The organism is Jatrophihabitans sp. (assembly GCF_036000465.1).
Taxonomy (GTDB): Bacteria; Actinomycetota; Actinomycetes; order Mycobacteriales; family Jatrophihabitantaceae; genus Jatrophihabitans.
Genome location: NZ_DASYFV010000011.1, coordinates 1 through 17054, shown reverse-complemented (window position 1 = coordinate 17054; position 17054 = coordinate 1). Strand labels below are relative to the sequence as shown.

At 72.2% G+C, this 17054-nt stretch carries 16 protein-coding genes, 2 rRNA genes and 1 pseudogene; 2 read left to right on the top strand and 17 right to left on the bottom strand.

Translation table 11 applies throughout. The features are described from left to right. Positions 1 to 10 precede the first annotated feature (10 nt). The 12 genes and pseudogenes from VGN18_RS03460 to VGN18_RS03405 all read right to left on the bottom strand — a co-directional run bounded on the left by VGN18_RS03460 (position 11) and on the right by VGN18_RS03405 (position 11808). On the bottom strand, positions 11 to 883 hold the full coding sequence (locus VGN18_RS03460; protein WP_327538241.1) for a segregation and condensation protein A: 873 nt from the start codon (positions 881 to 883) through the stop codon (positions 11 to 13). A 57-nt stretch (positions 884 to 940) separates the two neighbouring features. Continuing rightward, positions 941 to 1861, bottom strand: coding sequence for an AAA family ATPase (locus VGN18_RS03455; RefSeq protein WP_327538240.1), 921 nt, complete (start codon positions 1859 to 1861; stop codon positions 941 to 943). Positions 1862 to 2044: 183 nt separating this feature from the next. Beyond that, a pseudogene (gene xerD, locus VGN18_RS03450) lies at positions 2045 to 2980 on the bottom strand (site-specific tyrosine recombinase XerD); the annotation flags it as partial. A 4-nt stretch (positions 2981 to 2984) separates the two neighbouring features. Next, the gene (locus VGN18_RS03445; RefSeq protein ID WP_327538238.1) at positions 2985 to 3599 is read right to left on the bottom strand and encodes an NUDIX hydrolase; all 615 of its coding nucleotides are present in this window, start codon (positions 3597 to 3599) and stop codon (positions 2985 to 2987) included. Next, positions 3599 to 5359: a CTP synthase gene (locus VGN18_RS03440; RefSeq protein WP_327538237.1), complete on the bottom strand. Its 1761-nt coding sequence runs from the start codon at positions 5357 to 5359 to the stop codon at positions 3599 to 3601. The genes VGN18_RS03445 and VGN18_RS03440 overlap by 1 nt, the downstream gene beginning before the upstream one ends. Positions 5360 to 5404: 45 nt before the next feature. Beyond that, a complete protein-coding gene (locus VGN18_RS03435; RefSeq protein WP_327538236.1) occupies positions 5405 to 5773 on the bottom strand; it encodes a hypothetical protein in 369 nt (122 codons plus the stop codon). Positions 5774 to 5778: 5 nt separating this feature from the next. Then, positions 5779 to 6696, bottom strand: coding sequence for a copper transporter (locus VGN18_RS03430; RefSeq protein ID WP_327538235.1), 918 nt, complete (start codon positions 6694 to 6696; stop codon positions 5779 to 5781). After that, entirely contained in the window at positions 6693 to 7871 is a 1179-nt protein-coding gene (gene steA / locus VGN18_RS03425; protein ID WP_327538234.1) for a putative cytokinetic ring protein SteA, read from the bottom strand. Before steA ends, VGN18_RS03430 begins: the two co-directional genes overlap by 4 nt. Before the next feature lie 65 nt (positions 7872 to 7936). Next, on the bottom strand, positions 7937 to 9781 hold the full coding sequence (gene recN / locus VGN18_RS03420; protein WP_327538233.1) for a DNA repair protein RecN: 1845 nt from the start codon (positions 9779 to 9781) through the stop codon (positions 7937 to 7939). 69 nt (positions 9782 to 9850) lie between these two features. Next, positions 9851 to 10756 carry an NAD kinase gene (locus tag VGN18_RS03415; protein ID WP_327538232.1) on the bottom strand — a complete coding sequence of 302 codons (906 nt, stop codon included), beginning with the start codon at positions 10754 to 10756 and terminating at the stop codon, positions 9851 to 9853. After that, the gene (locus tag VGN18_RS03410) at positions 10753 to 11571 is read right to left on the bottom strand and encodes a TlyA family RNA methyltransferase (protein WP_327538231.1); all 819 of its coding nucleotides are present in this window, start codon (positions 11569 to 11571) and stop codon (positions 10753 to 10755) included. The genes VGN18_RS03415 and VGN18_RS03410 overlap by 4 nt, the downstream gene beginning before the upstream one ends. A 24-nt stretch (positions 11572 to 11595) precedes the next feature. Next, on the bottom strand, positions 11596 to 11808 hold the full coding sequence (locus tag VGN18_RS03405) for a hypothetical protein (RefSeq protein WP_327538230.1): 213 nt from the start codon (positions 11806 to 11808) through the stop codon (positions 11596 to 11598). A gap of 115 nt (positions 11809 to 11923) precedes the next feature. Here VGN18_RS03405 and VGN18_RS03400 point away from each other — a divergent pair, with 115 nt between their 5' ends. After that, on the top strand, positions 11924 to 12256 hold the full coding sequence (locus VGN18_RS03400; protein ID WP_327538229.1) for an alkyl sulfatase C-terminal domain-containing protein: 333 nt from the start codon (positions 11924 to 11926) through the stop codon (positions 12254 to 12256). A 43-nt stretch (positions 12257 to 12299) separates the two neighbouring features. Here VGN18_RS03400 and VGN18_RS03395 read toward each other — a convergent pair whose 3' ends face one another. Then, complete coding sequence (locus VGN18_RS03395; RefSeq protein ID WP_414655009.1) at positions 12300 to 13445, bottom strand: HAD-IIA family hydrolase; 1146 nt, start codon at positions 13443 to 13445, stop codon at positions 12300 to 12302. Between the two features lie 37 nt (positions 13446 to 13482). On the opposite strand from VGN18_RS03395, the gene VGN18_RS03390 reads away from it, so the two are divergent. Further along, on the top strand, positions 13483 to 14772 hold the full coding sequence (locus VGN18_RS03390) for a DUF1015 domain-containing protein (RefSeq protein ID WP_327538227.1): 1290 nt from the start codon (positions 13483 to 13485) through the stop codon (positions 14770 to 14772). On the opposite strand, the gene VGN18_RS03385 is transcribed toward VGN18_RS03390, so the two are convergent. From VGN18_RS03385 to VGN18_RS03370, 4 genes are all read right to left on the bottom strand, one after another. Further along, positions 14744 to 15091 (bottom strand): single-stranded DNA-binding protein, encoded by a 348-nt coding sequence (locus VGN18_RS03385; protein ID WP_327538226.1) that lies wholly within the window; start codon positions 15089 to 15091, stop codon positions 14744 to 14746. The two genes, VGN18_RS03390 and VGN18_RS03385, sit on opposite strands and share 29 nt — an antisense overlap. Before the next feature lie 124 nt (positions 15092 to 15215). Next, complete coding sequence (locus VGN18_RS03380) at positions 15216 to 15863, bottom strand: tetratricopeptide repeat protein (protein WP_327538225.1); 648 nt, start codon at positions 15861 to 15863, stop codon at positions 15216 to 15218. An 844-nt stretch (positions 15864 to 16707) separates the two neighbouring features. After that, positions 16708 to 16824: ribosomal RNA gene (rrf, locus tag VGN18_RS03375) — 5S ribosomal RNA — on the bottom strand. Positions 16825 to 16913: 89 nt separating this feature from the next. After that, positions 16914 to 17054 (bottom strand): 23S ribosomal RNA (locus tag VGN18_RS03370); the annotation flags it as partial.

Below are 17054 nucleotides of genomic sequence, written 5' to 3'. Positions count from 1 at the left end.
TCGGGCTCGCTCACGAGTACTCCTCATCCGCACTGGCATCCATCGGTTCGACGTCGTCCGACGATCCCCCGGCCCCGGTCCAGCGCACCCGCAGCTCGGCGAGGGCGGCGACCTGGTCGAAGGCGACGGACCCGTCGCGGTACAGCTCGAGCAGGCCCAGGAACCGGGCCACCACCTCGAGCGTCATCGTGCAGTCACTGGTCAGCGAGCGGAACGTCGCCGAACCGATCCGGCGCAACCTCTCGCGCAGGATGGCCATGTGCTCCGACACGCTGACCTGCGGCGCGTGCACGTGGTCGGTCATCACCACCGGTACCGGCTTGGGCGCGAGCGCGGTGGCCGCGATGGCCGCGAACTGCTGCGGGCTCACCCCGATCAGCACCTCGGGCAGCAGCTCGGCGAAGCGCGGCTCGAGCTCGACCGATCGTCCGTGCCGGCGCGACTGGGTGCGGTCGAGCTCCTCCAGGTACGCGGCCGACAGCTTGTAGGCGCGGTACTGCAGCAGCCGGGCGAAGAGCAGGTCGCGCGCCTCGAGCAGCGCGAGGTCCTCCTCGTCCTCGACCTCGGCCGCGGGCAGCAGCCGGGCTGCCTTGAGGTCGAGCAGGGTGGCGGCGACGACCAGGAACTCGGTCGCCTTGCCCAGGTCCCACGTCTCCATGCCGGCGAGGTAGCTGATGAACTCGTCGGTCACCTGCGACAGCGCGACCTCGGTGACGTCGAGCTGCCGCTTGCTGATCAGGTTCAGCAGCAGGTCGAACGGTCCCTCGAAGTTCGCCAGCGTGACGTGGAAGGCGCCGTCGCCGGAGGTCGTCCCCGCATCGGCCGCCAACTCGTCGATCTCGATGGCGTCCTCGACGGTCAGCAGGTCGTCGGTCTCACTCACGGCCGGCCGTCGCTTCGCTCCGGCCGCCGGGGGCCATGCCACCTGTCGTTCGCAAGCTCATGAACGAGAGATCACTTCACGGGCGAGGTTGCGGTACGCCTTCGCGCCGGTCGAGGTCGGCGCCCAGGACGTGATCGGCTCACCGGCGACCGTCGTCTCCGGGAAGCGGACGGTGCGGGTGATGACCGTGTCGTAGACGGCGTCGCCGAAGGCCTCGAGCACCCGGGAGAACACCTCGCGGCTGTGCAGCGTGCGGCCGTCGTACATCGTCGCCAGGATGCCGTCGAGCTTGAGGTCGGGGTTGAGCCGTTGCTGCACCTTCTCGATAGTGTCGATGAGCAGGGCCACGCCGCGCAGGCTGAAGAACTCGCACTCGAGCGGGATGATCACGCCGTGCGACGCGGTGAGCGCGTTGACCGTGAGCAGGCCGAGCGAGGGCTGGCAGTCGATCAGCACGAAGTCGTACTCGTTGAGCACCGGTCGCAGCGCGCGGGCCAGGGTCTGCTCGCGGGCCACCTCACCGACGAGCTGGATCTCCGCCGCCGACAGATCGATGTTGCTCGGCAGCAGGTCGATGCCCGGCACCGACGTCTTGAGCAGCACGTCGTCGAGGGTGACGTCTCGCTCCATCAGCAGGTTGTAGGTCGAGCGGTCCAGCTGGTGCGGCTGCACGCCGAGACCGACCGACAGCGCCCCCTGGGGGTCGAAGTCGACGAGCAGCACCCGGCGGCCGAACTCGGCCAGCGCCGCCCCGAGGTTGATGGCCGACGTCGTCTTGCCGACGCCGCCCTTCTGGTTGCACAGCGAGATGACGCGGGCCGGGCCGTGCCGCTGCAGGGCCGGCGGTTCGAGCAGTTCGCGCCGCTGACGGGTCACCGCCGGGTCGGTGGCCTTGGCCTTCTCGACCCGTTCGGCGGAGAACAGGGCGCCCGGATCGGCGTTCTCGGCGTCGCCGTCCTGCCGCCTCGAACTCGTCATGTGCTGCGTTGCCCTCCTGCCCTGGCGCTCACCATCGGCCGGACGCCGAGGCTACCGCAGCCGCCCCCGCGAACCGGTGAGCCGCTACCGCGGTCATCGTCGCGCCCTGCCTGCGCGCGACTCCACACCCCTACCCGCCCGCGACTCCACACCTCTACCCGCTCGCGACTCCACACCTCTACCCGCTCGCGGGTGTGCGGCCGCGTAGACCTCACGCAGCGTGTCGACCGTGACGAGCGTGTAGATCTGGGTCGTCGTCACCGAGGCGTGCCCCAGCAGTTCCTGCACGACCCGGACGTCGGCCCCGCCCTCCATGAGGTGCGTGGCGAACGAGTGGCGCAGGGTGTGCGGCGAGATGGTCGCGGTGAGCCCGGCCCGCTCGGCGGCGGTACGCAGCACCACCCAGGCCGACTGCCGCGACAGCGGGCCGCCGCGCGAGTTCAGGAACAGCCGCGGCGTGCCGGTGCCGGCCGCGGCCAGCTCGGGCCGGGCCTGCACCAGGTAGGTCGTCACCGCCTTGGCCGCGAACGACCCCACCGGCACCCGGCGCTGCTTGCCACCCTTGCCCGACAGCAGCACGGTGTTCTCGGTGAGGTCGACGTCGTCGACGTCCAGGCCGACGGCCTCGGAGATGCGGGCGCCGGTGCCGTAGAGCAGCTCCAGCAATGCGCGGTCGCGCATCGCGAGCGACGTCCGGGCGTACCCGGCGGCCTCCAGCAGCCGCTCCACGTCGTCGACGGTGATGGCCTTGGGCAGCCGCCGCGGCGGCGCGGCCGGGCGCACCTCGCGTGACACGTCGACGGCGACGAGTCCCTCGCGCAGCGCGAACCGGTGCAGGCCCCGCACGGCGACGACCGCCCGCGCCGCCGAGGACGCCGACAGCGCCGGATGGTCCTCGTCGCCCTCGCGCAGGTAGGCCAGGAAGCCGCTCACCACCGTCGGGTCGATCGCCGCCACCGACTCGACGGCCCGCGTCTCGAGGTAGTCGACGTAGCGAAGGAGGTCGCGCCGGTAGGAGCTCAGCGTGTTGGCGGCGACCCCGCGCTCGACGGCGAGGTGATCCAGATAGCCCCGGACGACGGCGTCAGGGGCGAGCCGCCCGGCCGCTACGGTCCGCACCCGCTCAGCGCCCCGGCCGGGCCGGCCACGGGGCGTCGGCCGGGCGCAGGTCCCGCCAACCGGTCGCTCGACCGTGCACGGCGGCGAGCAGCCCGGCCACGGCCGTCGCATTCGTCATCGCCCCCGACAGCGCACGCCGCACCGCCTCGCTGAGCGGTTCGCGCCGGACGGTCATGCTGACCTCTTCGTGCTCGGGCTCGAAGCCGTGGTCGTCGCCGACCTCGTGCAGTCCACGGGCCAGGTACAACCGGATCGCCTCGGTCGAGATGCCGGGCGAGGTGTGCAGGTCGAGCAGCACCTGCCAGTCGTCGGCGACGAGCCCGGCCTCCTCGGCCAGTTCCCGCTTGGCGCCGTCCAGCGCCGACTCGCCCCGCACGTCCAGCAGGCCGGCCGGGAGCTCGTCGAGACGGGCGCTCACCGGGTGCCGGTACTGGTTGACGAGCACCACGTTGCCGTCGTCGTCGAGGGCCACGACCCCGACCGCGCCCATGTGGTCGACGACCTCGCGGACCGCCACCGTGCCGTCGCCCATGCGCACCTGGTCGCGGCGCACGGTGACGATGCGACCGTCGAAGACCGTCTCCGATCCGACGACGTCGAAGTCGTCCTGCTCCCCCATCAGGCGCTCGCGGCCCGCACCGGCTCAGCGGTCTCGGCCGCCGCCGGGCCCGGCTTCGGAGCGGCGTCGTCGGCGTCCTCGCCCGGGATCTCGACGGGCAGTCGCTCGGCGGCGTTGTAGGCGAGCGCGGCCCCGACGAACGCGCGGAACAGCGGGTGGGCCCGGGTCGGGCGCGACTTCAGCTCGGGGTGCGCCTGCGTGGCCGCGTAGAACGGGTGCACGTCGGAGGGCAGCTCGACGAACTCGACCAACCGGCCGTCGGGCGATTCCCCCGACACGATCAGCCCGGCCTTCTCGAGCTGCTCGCGGTAGGCGTTGTTGACCTCGTAGCGGTGCCGGTGCCGCTCCGACACGCTCGTGCTGCCGTAGGCGCTCGCCACCACCGAACCGGGCACCAGGTTGGCCGGGTAGGCGCCCAGCCGCATGGTGCCGCCGAGGTCGGCCTCGCCCGACACGACCGCGATCTGGCTGGCCATGGTGGCGATCACCGGGTGCGGGGTCTCGGGCTCGAACTCGGCCGAGTTGGCCTCGGCGATGCCGGCGAGGTTGCGGGCGGCCTCGATGACCATGCACTGCAGGCCCAGGCAGAGGCCCAGGGCCGGGATGCCGCGCTCGCGGGCGTGCGTGAGCGCGCCCACCTTGCCCTCGATGCCGCGGATGCCGAACCCGCCGGGAACGATGATGCCGTCGAGCCCGGCGAGCGCGTGCGCGGCGCCGTGCGGCGTCTCGCACGAGTCCGACGGGACCCAGCGGATCGTCACCTTGGCCCGATGGGCGAACCCGCCGGCCCGCAGCGCCTCGACGACCGACAGATAGGCGTCGGGCAGGTCGATGTACTTGCCGACCAGGCCGACGGTGACGTCGGCCTTGGGGTGGTGGACCCGGTCGAGCAGGTCGCCCCACACCGTCCAGTCGACGTCGCGGAACTGCAGTCCGAGCCGGCGCACCACGTAGGCGTCCAGGCCTTCGGCGTGCAGCACCTTGGGGATCTCGTAGATGCTCGGGGCGTCGACGGCGGCCACGACGGCCTCGGCGTCGACGTCGCACATGAGCGAGATCTTGCGCTTGACGCTCTCGGGCAGCTCGCGGTCGGAGCGGCACACGACGGCGTCCGGGCTGATGCCGATGCTGCGCAGCGCGGCGACCGAGTGCTGGGTCGGCTTGGTCTTGAGCTCGCCCGACGGCGCCAGGTAGGGCACCAGCGACACGTGCAGGAAGAAGCAGTTGTCGCGCCCGACGTCGTGGCGCACCTGCCGCGCGGCCTCGAGGAACGGCAGCGACTCGATGTCGCCGACGGTGCCGCCGATCTCGGTGATGACGATGTGCGGGGCCAGACCGTCCGGTCCGGGCTCGGCCATCGCCCGGATGCGGTCCTTGATCTCGTTGGTGATGTGCGGGATGACCTGCACCGTGTCGCCGAGGTACTCGCCGCGGCGCTCCTTGGCGATGACCGTCGAGTAGACCTGACCGGTCGTGACGTTCGCCGAGCCGACGAGGTCGGTGTCGAGGAAGCGTTCGTAGTGCCCGATGTCGAGGTCGGTCTCGGCGCCGTCCTCGGTCACGAAGACCTCGCCGTGCTGGAACGGGTTCATCGTCCCGGGGTCGACGTTCAGGTACGGGTCGAGCTTCTGCATGGTCACGCGGAGCCCGCGCGCCTTCAGAAGGGACCCGAGGCTGGAGGCCGTCAAACCCTTGCCGAGTGAGGAGGCGACGCCTCCGGTCACGAACAGATGTTTGGTCGCATTAGCGGCTCGATCCACGGAAGTTCACGCTAACACGAGCACGTCAGGCGGCTCGCATCGTCGTCACGGCGCGCCGGGTGCCCGGCGCGGCTCGCCCGGATCGACGAGTCGGGTCCACGACTCCTCGGCGTCCAGCACGACCTCGGTGCGCCGCGCCTCCTCGGCGCTCAACAGCCCGCTCGCGTGCATCTGCCGGATCAGCCGGGCCCGCGAGTAGGACGTCGGCGCGAACGGTGCCGCCGCCCCAACGATGACCGTCGCCAGCTGTCGGGCCGCCGCCACGCTGCGGTCGACGGCCGACCCCGGCCCGACCTCGACGTCGTCGCGGCGGGCGGCGAGCAGGGGGGCGATGGTGCCCGACACGTCGGCCAGCCGGTCGCGGACGAACGCGGCCAGCGCCGCGACCGCAGCCGGAGGTGTCGGGATGTCCATGGCGCCTATCGGGTCGGGGACGGGAACAGGGCGTCGGCGCCCTGCTCAGTACCGTAATGCCCGAGCTGGCCCTTCAGCGCGTTGGCGAGGGCGAGCACCGCCGACACCTGACCGAACGCGGTGTCGGCGTCGTCGACGCTCGACACGGCGTCGCGGGTGCCCGAGGTGTTGCGGGTGAGCGCGACGATGCCGCCCTTGGCCGCCGCGGCGTCGTCACCGGCGACGACCACCTTGCCGCCGGTGCGGGCCAGCGCCGAGACGAGGGCCAGCTCGGCCGCACCGCCGTAGTCGCGCGCGGGCAGCGTGCCCCGGCCGACCACGATGACCGAGGTCGACGGCGTGATGCTGCTGCGGTCGAGGGTGACCATGTGCAGTTCGGAGAACCCGCCGAGCACCTGGGTCAGGTCGGTCGGCTGGCCCTTGCCGAGCAGGACGTAGGCGAGCAGCGAGCCGCCCAGCTGGCCGGCGTCGTTGGTCTCCGGCGCGGTCCAGCCGACGGGGTGGGCCGGCCCGGTGGCGAGTGACTTGATGCCGTCCGCCCGGGTCGTGTCGAGGTAATCCTTGGTGATCGTGACCTGACCGCCGACCTTGCCGCCCGCGGCGGTGACCTGCTTGGTGATGCCGTCGACGATGCCGTTGGTCGCCCCGGGCAGGCTGACGATGAGCACCGACTTCCCGGGCAGGGCGTTGGCCACGATCTGGGTGCCGTAGGTCGAGGCGAACTGCCCGGCGTCGTCGACCTGACCCTGCAGCGTCTTCGACTGCGCGGTCAGCGCGTCGCGCTGCTTCTTCAGGTCGTTGACCTGGTTGCGCAGGTCCTTGGTGATGGGGCCGTTGAGGGCGGTCGTGCCGACCACGATGCCCAGCGCGAGGGCCAGGAAGATCGCGACGACGGAGACGATGTGGTAACGGAAAGAGATCACGAGAAAAGGTCCTGTAGCCAGTTGACGAAGTGGGTCCAGCTGTTTTCGAGCCCGTGCAGGTACGTGCGGCCGGCGTCGGAGACGGCCAGGGCGGCGACGATCGCCACCATGGCCGCGATGACGAGCAGCAGCAGCGCGGCCCCGGAGATGCGATTGCGGTAGAGCCGGTTGACGCTCTTCGCGTCGACGAGCTTCGCCCCGAGCCGCAGCCGGGTCAGGAACGACGACGCCATCCCCTCGCGGCCTCGGTCGAGGAACTCGGTCAGGTTCGCGTGGCTGCCGACGGCGACGACCAGGTCGGCCCCCTGCTCGTCGGCGAGCAGCAGCGCGGCGTCCTCACTGGTGCCCGACGTCGGGAAGGTCGCCGCATCGATGCCGAGGTCCTGCACGCGGGCGAGGCCGGGGGCGCGACCGTCCGGCATGGCGTGGACGACGACCTCGGCGCCCGTCGCCAGCGCGGCGTCGGACACGGTGTCCATGTTGCCGACGATGATGTGCGGCTTGTGCCCGGCCTCGAGCAGCGCGTCGGCCCCGCCGTCGACCCCGATCAGCACCGGCTTGAACTCGCGGATGTAGTGCTTGAGCGACTTGAGGTCGGCCGCGTGGTCGTGGCTGCGGACGACGACCAGCACGTGCCGCTTCGCCATCGACGTCCTGATCTCCGGGATGCCGACGCCGTCGAGCAGCAGCGAACGCTCCCGGCCCATGAACTCGGCGGTGTTGACGGCGAACGCCTCGAGCTGCGAGGACAGGCCCGACTTTGCCTCGAGCATGAGGGCCTGCACGGTCTCGATGTCCTGCAGCGTGCCGGTCAGCACCGGGTTCGGCCCCACGAACACGGTGTGGCCGTCGATCCGGATCTTCGTGCCCTCCTTGACCGAGGCGAAGATCTCGGCGCCCACGTTGTCGAGCAGCACGATGCCGTGCGAGACGATCAGCTGCGGCCCGAGGTTCGGGTAACGGCCCGAGATGCAGGGCTGGGCGTTGATGATCGCCACCGGCTTGGCCGCGACCAGGGCCTCGGCGGTGGCCCGGTCGAGGTCGACGTGGTCGATGATCGCGATGTCGCCGGGATTGAGCCGGCCGGTGAGTCGCGGGGTGCTGCGGTCGAGCCGCGCGACCCCGCTGACGCCCGGCAGGGCATCGGTACGACGGCGAAGGGGTGCGAGCTTCATGGCTGCCTATGCTGCCACTCGGATCCGGCCTGGTCGGACTGCCACGCGGGCCGTTTCGCCGTCAATCAGGCTCGGCGTCGGGTGCCCGACGCGGCTCCCGAACGGGTCGCGCCGCCCTTCGCCGCCCGGGTCGGACGCCGTTTCGTGGCCTCTGCGCCCCGGTCGGTGGCCGCGTCGGCGAGCAACTCCGCGGCGTGGTCGCGGGCCGTCGAGGTGTCCGAACCGGCCAGCATCCGGGCCAGTTCGGCGACGCGGTCGTCGTCGGTGACGAGCCGGACGTCGCTGGCGGTGACGGCGCCGGACCCGGTCGATGCCGGCTTGTCGACGACGACGTGCCGGTCGGCGAACGCGGCGACCTGCGCGAGGTGGGTGACGACGAGCACCTGGCGCTCCCGGGCGAGTCGCGCCAGCCGCCGGCCGACCTCGACTGCGGCCCGGCCGCCGACCCCGGCGTCGACCTCGTCGAAGACCAGGGTCGGGACGGGGTCGGTGCCGGCCAGGCAGACCTCGAGGGCCAGCATGACCCTCGACAGTTCACCCCCGGACGCACCGCGCCCGAGTGGCAGCGCGGGCGCCCCGGGGTGCGGGGCGAGCAGGAACTCGACCTCGTCGGCGCCGTCGGCGGTGACGGCCGCGTCGACGCCGTCGATGCTCACGTGGGGCGCCCCGGCGGTGGCCGGGCGGGGCTTGACCTCGATGAGCAGGCGGGCGTCGGGCATGGCGAGGCCGGCCAGCTCGACGGACACCGCGGCGGCGAGTTCGGCGGCCGCGGCGGCCCGGACCCGGCTCACCTGCGCGGCCCGCTCGGCAACGGCGGCCGCGGCGGCGTCACGCCGCGCGCGCAGGGCGGCGAGCGCTTCGTCCGACACGTCGATCCCGGCCAGCCGGTCCCGTGCGGCGGCGGCCCAGCGCAGGACCCCGTCGACGCTCGGCTCGGGCTCGTCGCAGTACTTGCGGACCAGGGCGCCGAGCGCGGCCCGCCGGGCCTCGGCCCGCTCGAGGCGGGCCGGGTCGGTGTCGAGCCCGTCGGCGTAGGCGGCCAGGTCGGCCCCGAGGTCGGCCGCGACGGCCGAGACGTCGGTGAGGCGGGTGCCGAGCGCGTCGAGTTCGGCGTCGTCGCCCTGCTGTTGGGCGAGGACCCGAGCGGCGCCGGCCAGCAGGGACAGCACGTTCGCGGCATCGGTCGTCGGATCGTCGGCGTCGCCCAGGATCGCGTCGTGCGCCAGCCGGGCCGCCGTCGTCAGGGCGTCGGCGTGGCCGAGGCGCGCGGTGAGCCGGGTGAGCTCGGCGTCCTCCCCCGGTTGCGGGTCGACCGCCTCGATCTCGGCGACGCCGTGGCTCAGCAGGTCGGACTCGCGGCGCAGCTCGGCCGCCCGCGCGGTGCGGTCGGAGAGTGCCGCGTCCGCCGCCCGCCAGGCGGCGTAGGCCTCCTCGTACGGGCCGAGATCGAGACCCGCGAAGCGGTCGAGGGCGCCCCTCTGTGCCGCGGGGCGGGCCAGGCGCAACTGGTCGGACTGCCCGTGCACGGCGACGAGATCCTCGGCCAGGCCGGCGAGTACCGCGACCGGGGCGGCCGCGCCCCCGACGTAGGCGCGCGAGCGGCCCGAGGCGCTGACGGTGCGGCGCAGCACCAGGTCGGTGTCGTCGTCGAGCTCGCCGCCGGCCTCGCGCACCCGCGTTCCGACGGGCGATCCGGCGACCAGGGACAGGCGTCCGTCGACGCTGGCCTGCTCGCTGCCGGTGCGTACCCGCGCCGAGTCGGCCCGGCCGCCGAAGAGCAGCAGGAGGCCGGTGACGACCATCGTCTTGCCCGCGCCGGTCTCGCCGGTGACGACCGTCAGCCCGGGACCGAGCGGCAGGATGGCCTCGTCGATGACGCCGAGCCCGCGGATCGACAGCTCGTCCAGCACCCAGGCAGGCTATCCCGCCGGGGTCGTCCGGCTACGCCGTGGTCCACAGGCCGAGGTCGGCGCCGGGACTCAGAAGTCCTCGCTGTCGTCGACCGTGGACGACGCCTCGCGCAGGCTGCGCACCGGCAGCTGGAACTTCGACACCAGCCGGTCGGTGAAGCTGAGCTCCCCCAGCCGCACGACCTTTACCGGCAACTCGCCGCGCCGCACCCGCACCCGCGCGCCGGCCGGGATCGCGATGGAACGCCGGCCGTCGCAGCTGAGCACGGCTTCGTGACCGCTGCTGACGAGGTCGATGTCGATCGTCGAGGTCGGGGCGACGACGATCGGCCGGGAGAACAGGGCGTGGGCCGCGTTCGGAACGATGAGCATCGCGTCGACGTTCGGCCACATGATGGGGCCGCCGGCCGAGAAGGCGTAGGCGGTCGAGCCGGTGGGGGTCGAGCAGAGCAGCCCGTCGCAGCCGAAGCGCAGCAGCGGCCGCTCGTCGACGGCCACCGCGATCTCCAGCATCCGTTCGCGGTTGGTGCGTTCGAGGCTCACCTCGTTCAGCGCCCAGGCCCGGCTCGACACCACGCCGTCGAGCACGATGTCGGCGTCGACGGTGACCCGTTCCTCGACGCTGTAGTTGCCGGCCGCGATGGCGGCGACGCTGTCGGCCAGCGCGTGCGGCTCGGCGCCGGCGAGGAACCCGACGTGGCCGAGGTTCACCCCGAGCATCGGCACCCCGGCGGGGCGGGCCAGCTCGGCCGCGCGCAGGAACGTGCCGTCGCCGCCCAGGGTGAGGACCAGCTCGCACCCCTCGGCGGCGTCCGCCGACTCGACGACGCGTACGGCATCCTCGGCGCAGTCGGCCGCCTCGGACGGCAGCATCCGCACGTCGAAGCCGGATTCGCGCAGCTGCACCGCCGCCTGTACGGCGAGCGACGTGATCTGCCGCCGGGTCGTGTGCACGACGAGCAGGATCGACCTCATCGCGCCTCATCCTCTTCCGGCTGCATGACCACGGCTGCGATCTCCTCGTCCGACAGCGTCGGGCCGTCGGCATTGCGCAGCCACAGGAAGAATTCCACGTTCCCCGACGGGCCGGGCAAGGGGCTGCGGACCACACCTCGCGTCGTCCAGCCGAGGCGCGCGGCGACGCCAGCCACGTGCACGACGGCGTCGGCCCGATGCGCCGGATCGCGCACCACCCCGCCCGCCCCCAGCCGCTCGCGCCCGACCTCGAACTGCGGCTTCACCATCGGCAGCAGATCGCCCTCGCGCGACGTGCACGCGGTCAGCGCCGGCAGCACGATGGGCAGGGAGATGAAGGACAGGTCGGCGACGGTCAGATCGGCCGGGCCGCCGATCGTCGCCGGCTCCAACGTGCGCACGTTGGTGCGGTCGTGCACCTCGACCCGCTCGTCGGTGCGCAGCGACCACGCCAGCTGCCCGTAGCCCACGTCGACGGCAACCACCCGGCGCGCCCCCGCCCGCAGCAGCACATCGGTGAACCCGCCGGTCGAGGCCCCCGCGTCGAGGCAGCGCCGCCCGGCCACCTCGATCTGTGGGAACGCGGCCAGCGCCCCTGCCAGCTTGTGCCCTCCGCGCGATGCATAGCCCGGATCGTCGGCGTCGTCGCTGACCCGAACCGAGGCGTCACCGCTCACGCCGGTCGCCGGTTTCGTCGCGACCACACCGTGTACCTCGACCCGGCCGGCGGCGATCAGCGACGACGCGTGCTCGCGGGAACGAGCGAGGCCCCGACGCACCAGTTCGGCGTCAAGGCGGGAGAGACGTCTCGGCACTTCTCTAGCTGATCCGCGCGGCGCTCAGGCGTCGTCGATGTCGGCGAGCGCGCCCTGCAGCGCCTCGTGGACCCGCTGGTACACGTCCGGGTGCTCCGCGAGCGGGCGCTCGGCGAGCCCGTCGAGCTGCGCGATCGCCCGGCTCACCGCCGATTCCGAACGCGGCTGCGCCGGCACCGGGGTCGCGGAGATGTCCCTGGGTCGGCCGGGCTCGCCGGGAAGATCTGCGCCAGTCACGCCTGGAACGGTACCCGGCCCGGCCCTGCGGTAGCGTCGCTGAGGTCTGGTTCCCGGCCGTCCGGGGACGCTCACCCGTCGACACCGACGGGCGATCGACCAACGGAGGGCGACCGTGGCAACAGTCGAGCAGTGCGAAGTCGCGCTGCACGGATTGGCCGACCGGATGGCCGGCAACTCGGGCAACGCGGCGAACGGGTTCGATCGCAGTCTGAGTTGCTCGCTCAACGACCTGGCCATCGTCTTCGGCGGCCGGCTGCACGACGGCCAACTGACCGACATCGCTCAGATCCAGAATCCCACCGCCCAGATCCGGCTCACCATGACCAGCGACGACCTGTTGCGTCTGGTCGACGGCGAGCTCAATCTGGCCAAGGCCTGGGCCTCGGGCCGGATCAAGGTACAGGCCGGCGTGCGCGACCTGCTCAAGCTGCGCTCCATCTTCTGAGGCAGCGCCCGCCCCGCGCCGGTCCGCCGTTCGCGGGGCCGGGCTACCCGAGACCGAGCCGCTTGACCATGCCCGATGCGGCATCGTCGCCGGCGGCCGCGTGCACCACCACCGCCGCCGTCGCGGCCGCCTCATCGTCGGCGGTCGCGCCGCCGTTCGCCCAATGGACCGCGCAGAGCACGCGAAGCGCATCCAGCGCGTCGTCGTCGAGAGCATCACCGTCGCCCGCAGCCGGCGACCCGTCGCCGGTCGACCGATCATGCCGACCGTCCGTGCTCGCCGACCGCAGCTCGAGCCCCTCGTCGGCCCGCACCGCGATCCACCGGCCGCACCGCGCCCCGACATCGATCGGCTCCGGCTCGGGTTGGGCCGTCAGCAGTGCGCCGACATCGGCTCCCAGGTAGGTCGGGCGCAGGTCGGGTGGGGCAACCAACAACTCCGCCGGCGTCGTCACGCCGGAGAAGACCAGCAGGCTCGGGCACTCGGCGGCATTCGCGCCCTCGATATCGGTGTCCAGCCGATCCCCGACGACGATCGGCTTCCGGGCGCCGGTACGGATGAGTGTCTCGCGGTGCATAGTCGGATCCGGCTTGCCGGTGACCACCGGCTCGGCCCCGGTCGCATGCTTCAACGCCGCCACGAGGGAACCGTTGCCCGGCAGCGGTCCGCGGGGCGACGGCACCGTCGGGTCGACATTCGTGGCAACCCACACCGCCCCGGAATTGATCGCAACGGCGCCTTCGGCGAGCAGCGCCCAGTCGAGTGTCGGCGAGTACCCCTGCACGACGGCGTCGACCGGTGAACTGGCGTCGTCGACCGGGGTCAGGCCGCGCTCCTCGAGCGCCACCCGCAGGCCGGTGGTCCCGACCACCAGCACTCGCGCCCCCGTGTCGAGGTGGTCGGAGAGCCAGCGGGCTGCCGCCTGCGACGACGTGATGACCTCTTCCGCCTCGGCCTGGATGCCCAGTTCGGTCAGGTGCGCCGCGACCTCGACCGGCGGTCGGGCCGCATTGTTCGTCACGAAGGCCAGGTGCATACCGTGCTCGCGCGCCGAGGCCAGTGCCGCCGGTGCGTTCGGCACCGCGTCGCGCCCGATGTAGACGACGCCGTCCAGATCGAGGAGGGCGACGTCGTAGATCTCGCACAGTGGACGATCGGTGCCGCGCAGGGTTGAGCTCACAGGTCGCATGATGGCACGCGCTTCGAACTGCGTACGATCGCGAGACATGACCTCGGGACCCACTGACGCAACGACACGCGACGCGCCGACGCGTGGGCTCTCGCTCGCGCCGTTCCGCGCGTTGCGTCCCGACGTGGACGATGTCCGGCTCGGCCGGCTGCTGTCGCCCCCGTACGACGTGATCGACGCCGCGACCCGCCGGCGTCTGCTCGACGGCGACCCTGACAACGTCGTCGCAGTGGTGCTGCCCGACCCGACGCCGACCGGATACGCCGAGGCGTCCGAGCTGCTGCGCCGTTGGGTGAAGAGCGGCCTGTTCGCCGTCGACGACGCGCCGGCGCTGTACGTCTACGAGATGAACGACGGCAACGGCTCGGTCACTCGTGGCTTGATGGGCGCGGTCGAACTGCGTGACCCGGACGACGGCGTAATCCTGCCGCACGAGAACACCATGGCCGGCCCGGTGGCGGACCGCCTGGCCGTGATGACCGCGACCGACGCGGATCTCGAACCGATCTACCTCGTCTACGACGGGGGTGGCGCGGCCTCGCAGGTGGTGCGCGACGTCGACCCGTCGCGGTCGACGGCCGAGGCCACCACTCCCGACGGGCTGGTGCACCGGCTGTGGACGGTGACCGATCCGGCCGTGCACGAGGCCGTGGCGGCCGATCTGGGGACCCGCCGGGCGCTGATCGCTGACGGACACCACCGTTACGCCACCTACCGCGAGCGGCAGCGCCTGCGCCGCGACATCGACGGCCCCGGTCCGTGGGATCGCGGGCTCGCGCTGCTCGTCGACTCGTCGGCGTACGGGCCGCAGGTCCACGCGATCCACCGGGTGATCAACGGGCTGCCGCTCCACGAGGCGCTCGAGCGGCTGCGCGGATCGACCACGATCGAAGACCGTCACGACACCGATCCGCAGTCCGTGCTCGCGGCGGCCGACAGCGCGCCCGGATTCGCCGTCGTACTGACCGACGGCGATCGAACGGTGCTGGTCACCGATCCCGACGGAACGCTCGCCGCCGCAGCAATCCGGGCGGACGAGCCGGCCGCACTCGCCGACCTTGATGTGACGGTCGTGCACCGCGGTCTGGTCGAGCGCACTCTCGGGCTGCGCGATGATGTCGACTCGGTCGGCTACGCGCACAGTGTCACCGAGGCGATCGAGGCGGGAAGGGCCGCGGGCGGATTCGCTCTCCTGCTCCGGCCGACGCCGGTCGCCGCCGTCGCCGCCGTCGCGGCCCACGGAGCCCGGATGCCCAGGAAGTCGACGTTGTTCACGCCCAAGCCGGCGTCGGGCCTGGTCATGCGTTCGCTCTCCGTGCTGCCCTGACCGCTCGGACGGATTCGGCGTCGACCGAGTAGCGGCTCGCCGCTCCGGCCGGGCTGCGCCAGAAACGCCGGTGCAGGCTGCCCTGTACCTCGAGCTCGTCACCCGGCTGAGCGCGGGCGAGGGAACGGCGGGCCCGCGCCTTCGTGGTCACGCACTCCAGGCTGTCGACCCGGACCCGATCGGATACCGGTCGGGCCACGGTGAGCCGGAAGACCGTCATCCGGTCACCGCTCGGTAGTTCCTTCTCCTCCGGCTCGGCCGCGAGCCGGCCACGCAGGAAGACAAAGTTGTCGGACTCGCGTACGGGCGTCTCTGTCATGGCCACATCGTCGCCCGGCGAATCGGGGATGCGGGCCGGTCGGGCACATCTGTGGACGACGACAGGCCCTGTGGACGATGTCCACAGGGCCTGTCGGTGGGTCGTGCTAACGCGTGTCTCTACCTCACAGCAGCGCCGCGGCCCGATCGACGGCGTCGAGCTCACCCTCGGGATCGATCGCGGCCGAGTTGGCGAACCAGGTCGCAGCGTCCTGAACCCGACCGGCCGCCTCCAGCGCATCGGCGTAGGCGTACCAGAGGCGCGCGGAACCCGGACGTGGGCGATTCGTGTCGAGCCCACCGCGCGCGAGCACGGCCAGCGCGGCGTCGAGCTGGCCGAGATCGCGACGCGCGCCCGCGATCACGATGAACAACTCGGCCCGCGACTCGGGGTCGAGCTTGGACACCTCCGGATCGCTGAGCAGGCGCAACGCCTGCGCTGGGCGACCCAACGCCCGCTCACAGTCGGCCAGCAGCGGCAGGTTGCGCGGATCGCCGGTGATCCGTCTGGCGGTGCGGAGCTCGGTCAGGGCCTCGGTCCACTCACCGGCGTGGTAGGCGGCGACGCCGACCGCCTCTCGGACCGCGCCGACCCGCGCGGCCCGAACGCGCGCAGCCTGAGCCAGCGCGAGGGCTCGACGAGGATCGGTGTCCAGAGCTTCTCCGGCGGCGACGAGGTACGCCGCGACGGCGTCCGCGTTCGGTTTGCTCAGCGACCGCAGCTCGGCCCGGATATCGCGGTCGAGGACGGAGGTGTCGACATCCTCGGGCACCGGCGGAAGCTCCTGGCCCGGCACCATTTCGCGTCGTGGCGCGCGCGGGGCGACGGCTCGGGGTGCGTTCGGACGGATGTCGCGTCGCGGGTACTTCGGAGCGGCGGCGGGACCGGAGTCGAAGTCGAACTCGCCGGCGCGCTCGGGGCGCCGGGGCGCGGCGGAGCGTCGCGCTCCCTGAGCATCGCGGGGACCGCCTCGAGCCGAGCCACTGCCGCCGGCGAACGGCCGCCCGCCGCGCGTGGGCGACGACGGACGTCCCGACGAGCTCGGGCGACCACTCCGCCGCGGGTCGGACTCCGACCCCGCGGATCGAGCCGGTCGCGCGTCGCGCCCCTCGGGCGTGCGCGCGGTATCGGATCGGTGGGAACCAGACGCGCGATACGAGCCCGAGGTCCGCGCACCGCTCGAACGCGGATCGTCGGAACGGCGTTCGGTACCGCGGGAGGAACCAGGCGAGTCGCGATGGGGACGGTCGAAGGTCCGCCCGCTGTCGCGGCGAGATTCGAAGCCACGATCGCCGCGCGCCTCATCGCGACGGTCCACCGACCGACCCCGCGGATCGGACGACCGACCTGATCCGATCGGGCGTCCGGCGCCGCTGGTCGGACGACCAGCACCACGGCCGGATGACACGGATCGGTCACCGCTCACCGGGCGGCCCGCGCCCGAGCCTCGGCCACTTCCGCCTCGAGCAGCCGGATTCCCGTTGCGAGCGGCGGGGCGGCCGGACCGGTTACCGCCGGCGGTCGGATTCGAGCCTGACATAACACTTCCATCCCTTGAGACACTTAAACGCAATGAGGGCCGTTCGGCGAACCGAACGACCCTCATTGGAAATTGTGTCCGGCGACGTCCTACTCTCCCACGCAGTGGCCCGCGCAGTACCATCGGCGCTGAGAGGCTTAGCTTCCGGGTTCGGGATGGGACCGGGCGTTTCCCTCTCGCTATGGTCGCCGAAACTCTATGGAGATATGGTCCGCACCGTAGCCGAGACTACGGGGACCGTACCCCGGGAACTGCACAGTGGACGCGACATAAAATGAAGTGTGTGGCAAGTCCTCGGCCTATTAGTACCGGTCAGCTGCACGTGTTACCACGCTTCCACTTCCGGCCTATCAACCCGGTGGTCTAGCCGGGGGCCTTACTCCATAAAGGATGGGAGATCTCATCTTGAAGCGAGCTTCCCGC

Excerpts from the sequence above, each read along its gene's own strand:
- VGN18_RS03455 (WP_327538240.1), bottom strand. The coding sequence starts at position 1,861 with ATGACGAGTTCGAGGCGGCAGGACGGCGACGCCGAGAACGCCGATCCG.
- VGN18_RS03445 (WP_327538238.1), bottom strand. The coding sequence starts at position 3,599 with ATGGGGGAGCAGGACGACTTCGACGTCGTCGGATCGGAGACGGTCTTC.
- VGN18_RS03435 (WP_327538236.1), bottom strand. The coding sequence starts at position 5,773 with ATGGACATCCCGACACCTCCGGCTGCGGTCGCGGCGCTGGCCGCGTTC.
- steA (WP_327538234.1), bottom strand. The coding sequence starts at position 7,871 with ATGAAGCTCGCACCCCTTCGCCGTCGTACCGATGCCCTGCCGGGCGTC.
- VGN18_RS03415 (WP_327538232.1), bottom strand. The coding sequence starts at position 10,756 with ATGAGGTCGATCCTGCTCGTCGTGCACACGACCCGGCGGCAGATCACG.
- VGN18_RS03395 (WP_414655009.1), bottom strand. The coding sequence starts at position 13,445 with ATGCGACCTGTGAGCTCAACCCTGCGCGGCACCGATCGTCCACTGTGC.
- VGN18_RS03390 (WP_327538227.1), top strand. The coding sequence starts at position 13,483 with ATGACCTCGGGACCCACTGACGCAACGACACGCGACGCGCCGACGCGT.
- VGN18_RS03385 (WP_327538226.1), bottom strand. The coding sequence starts at position 15,091 with ATGACAGAGACGCCCGTACGCGAGTCCGACAACTTTGTCTTCCTGCGT.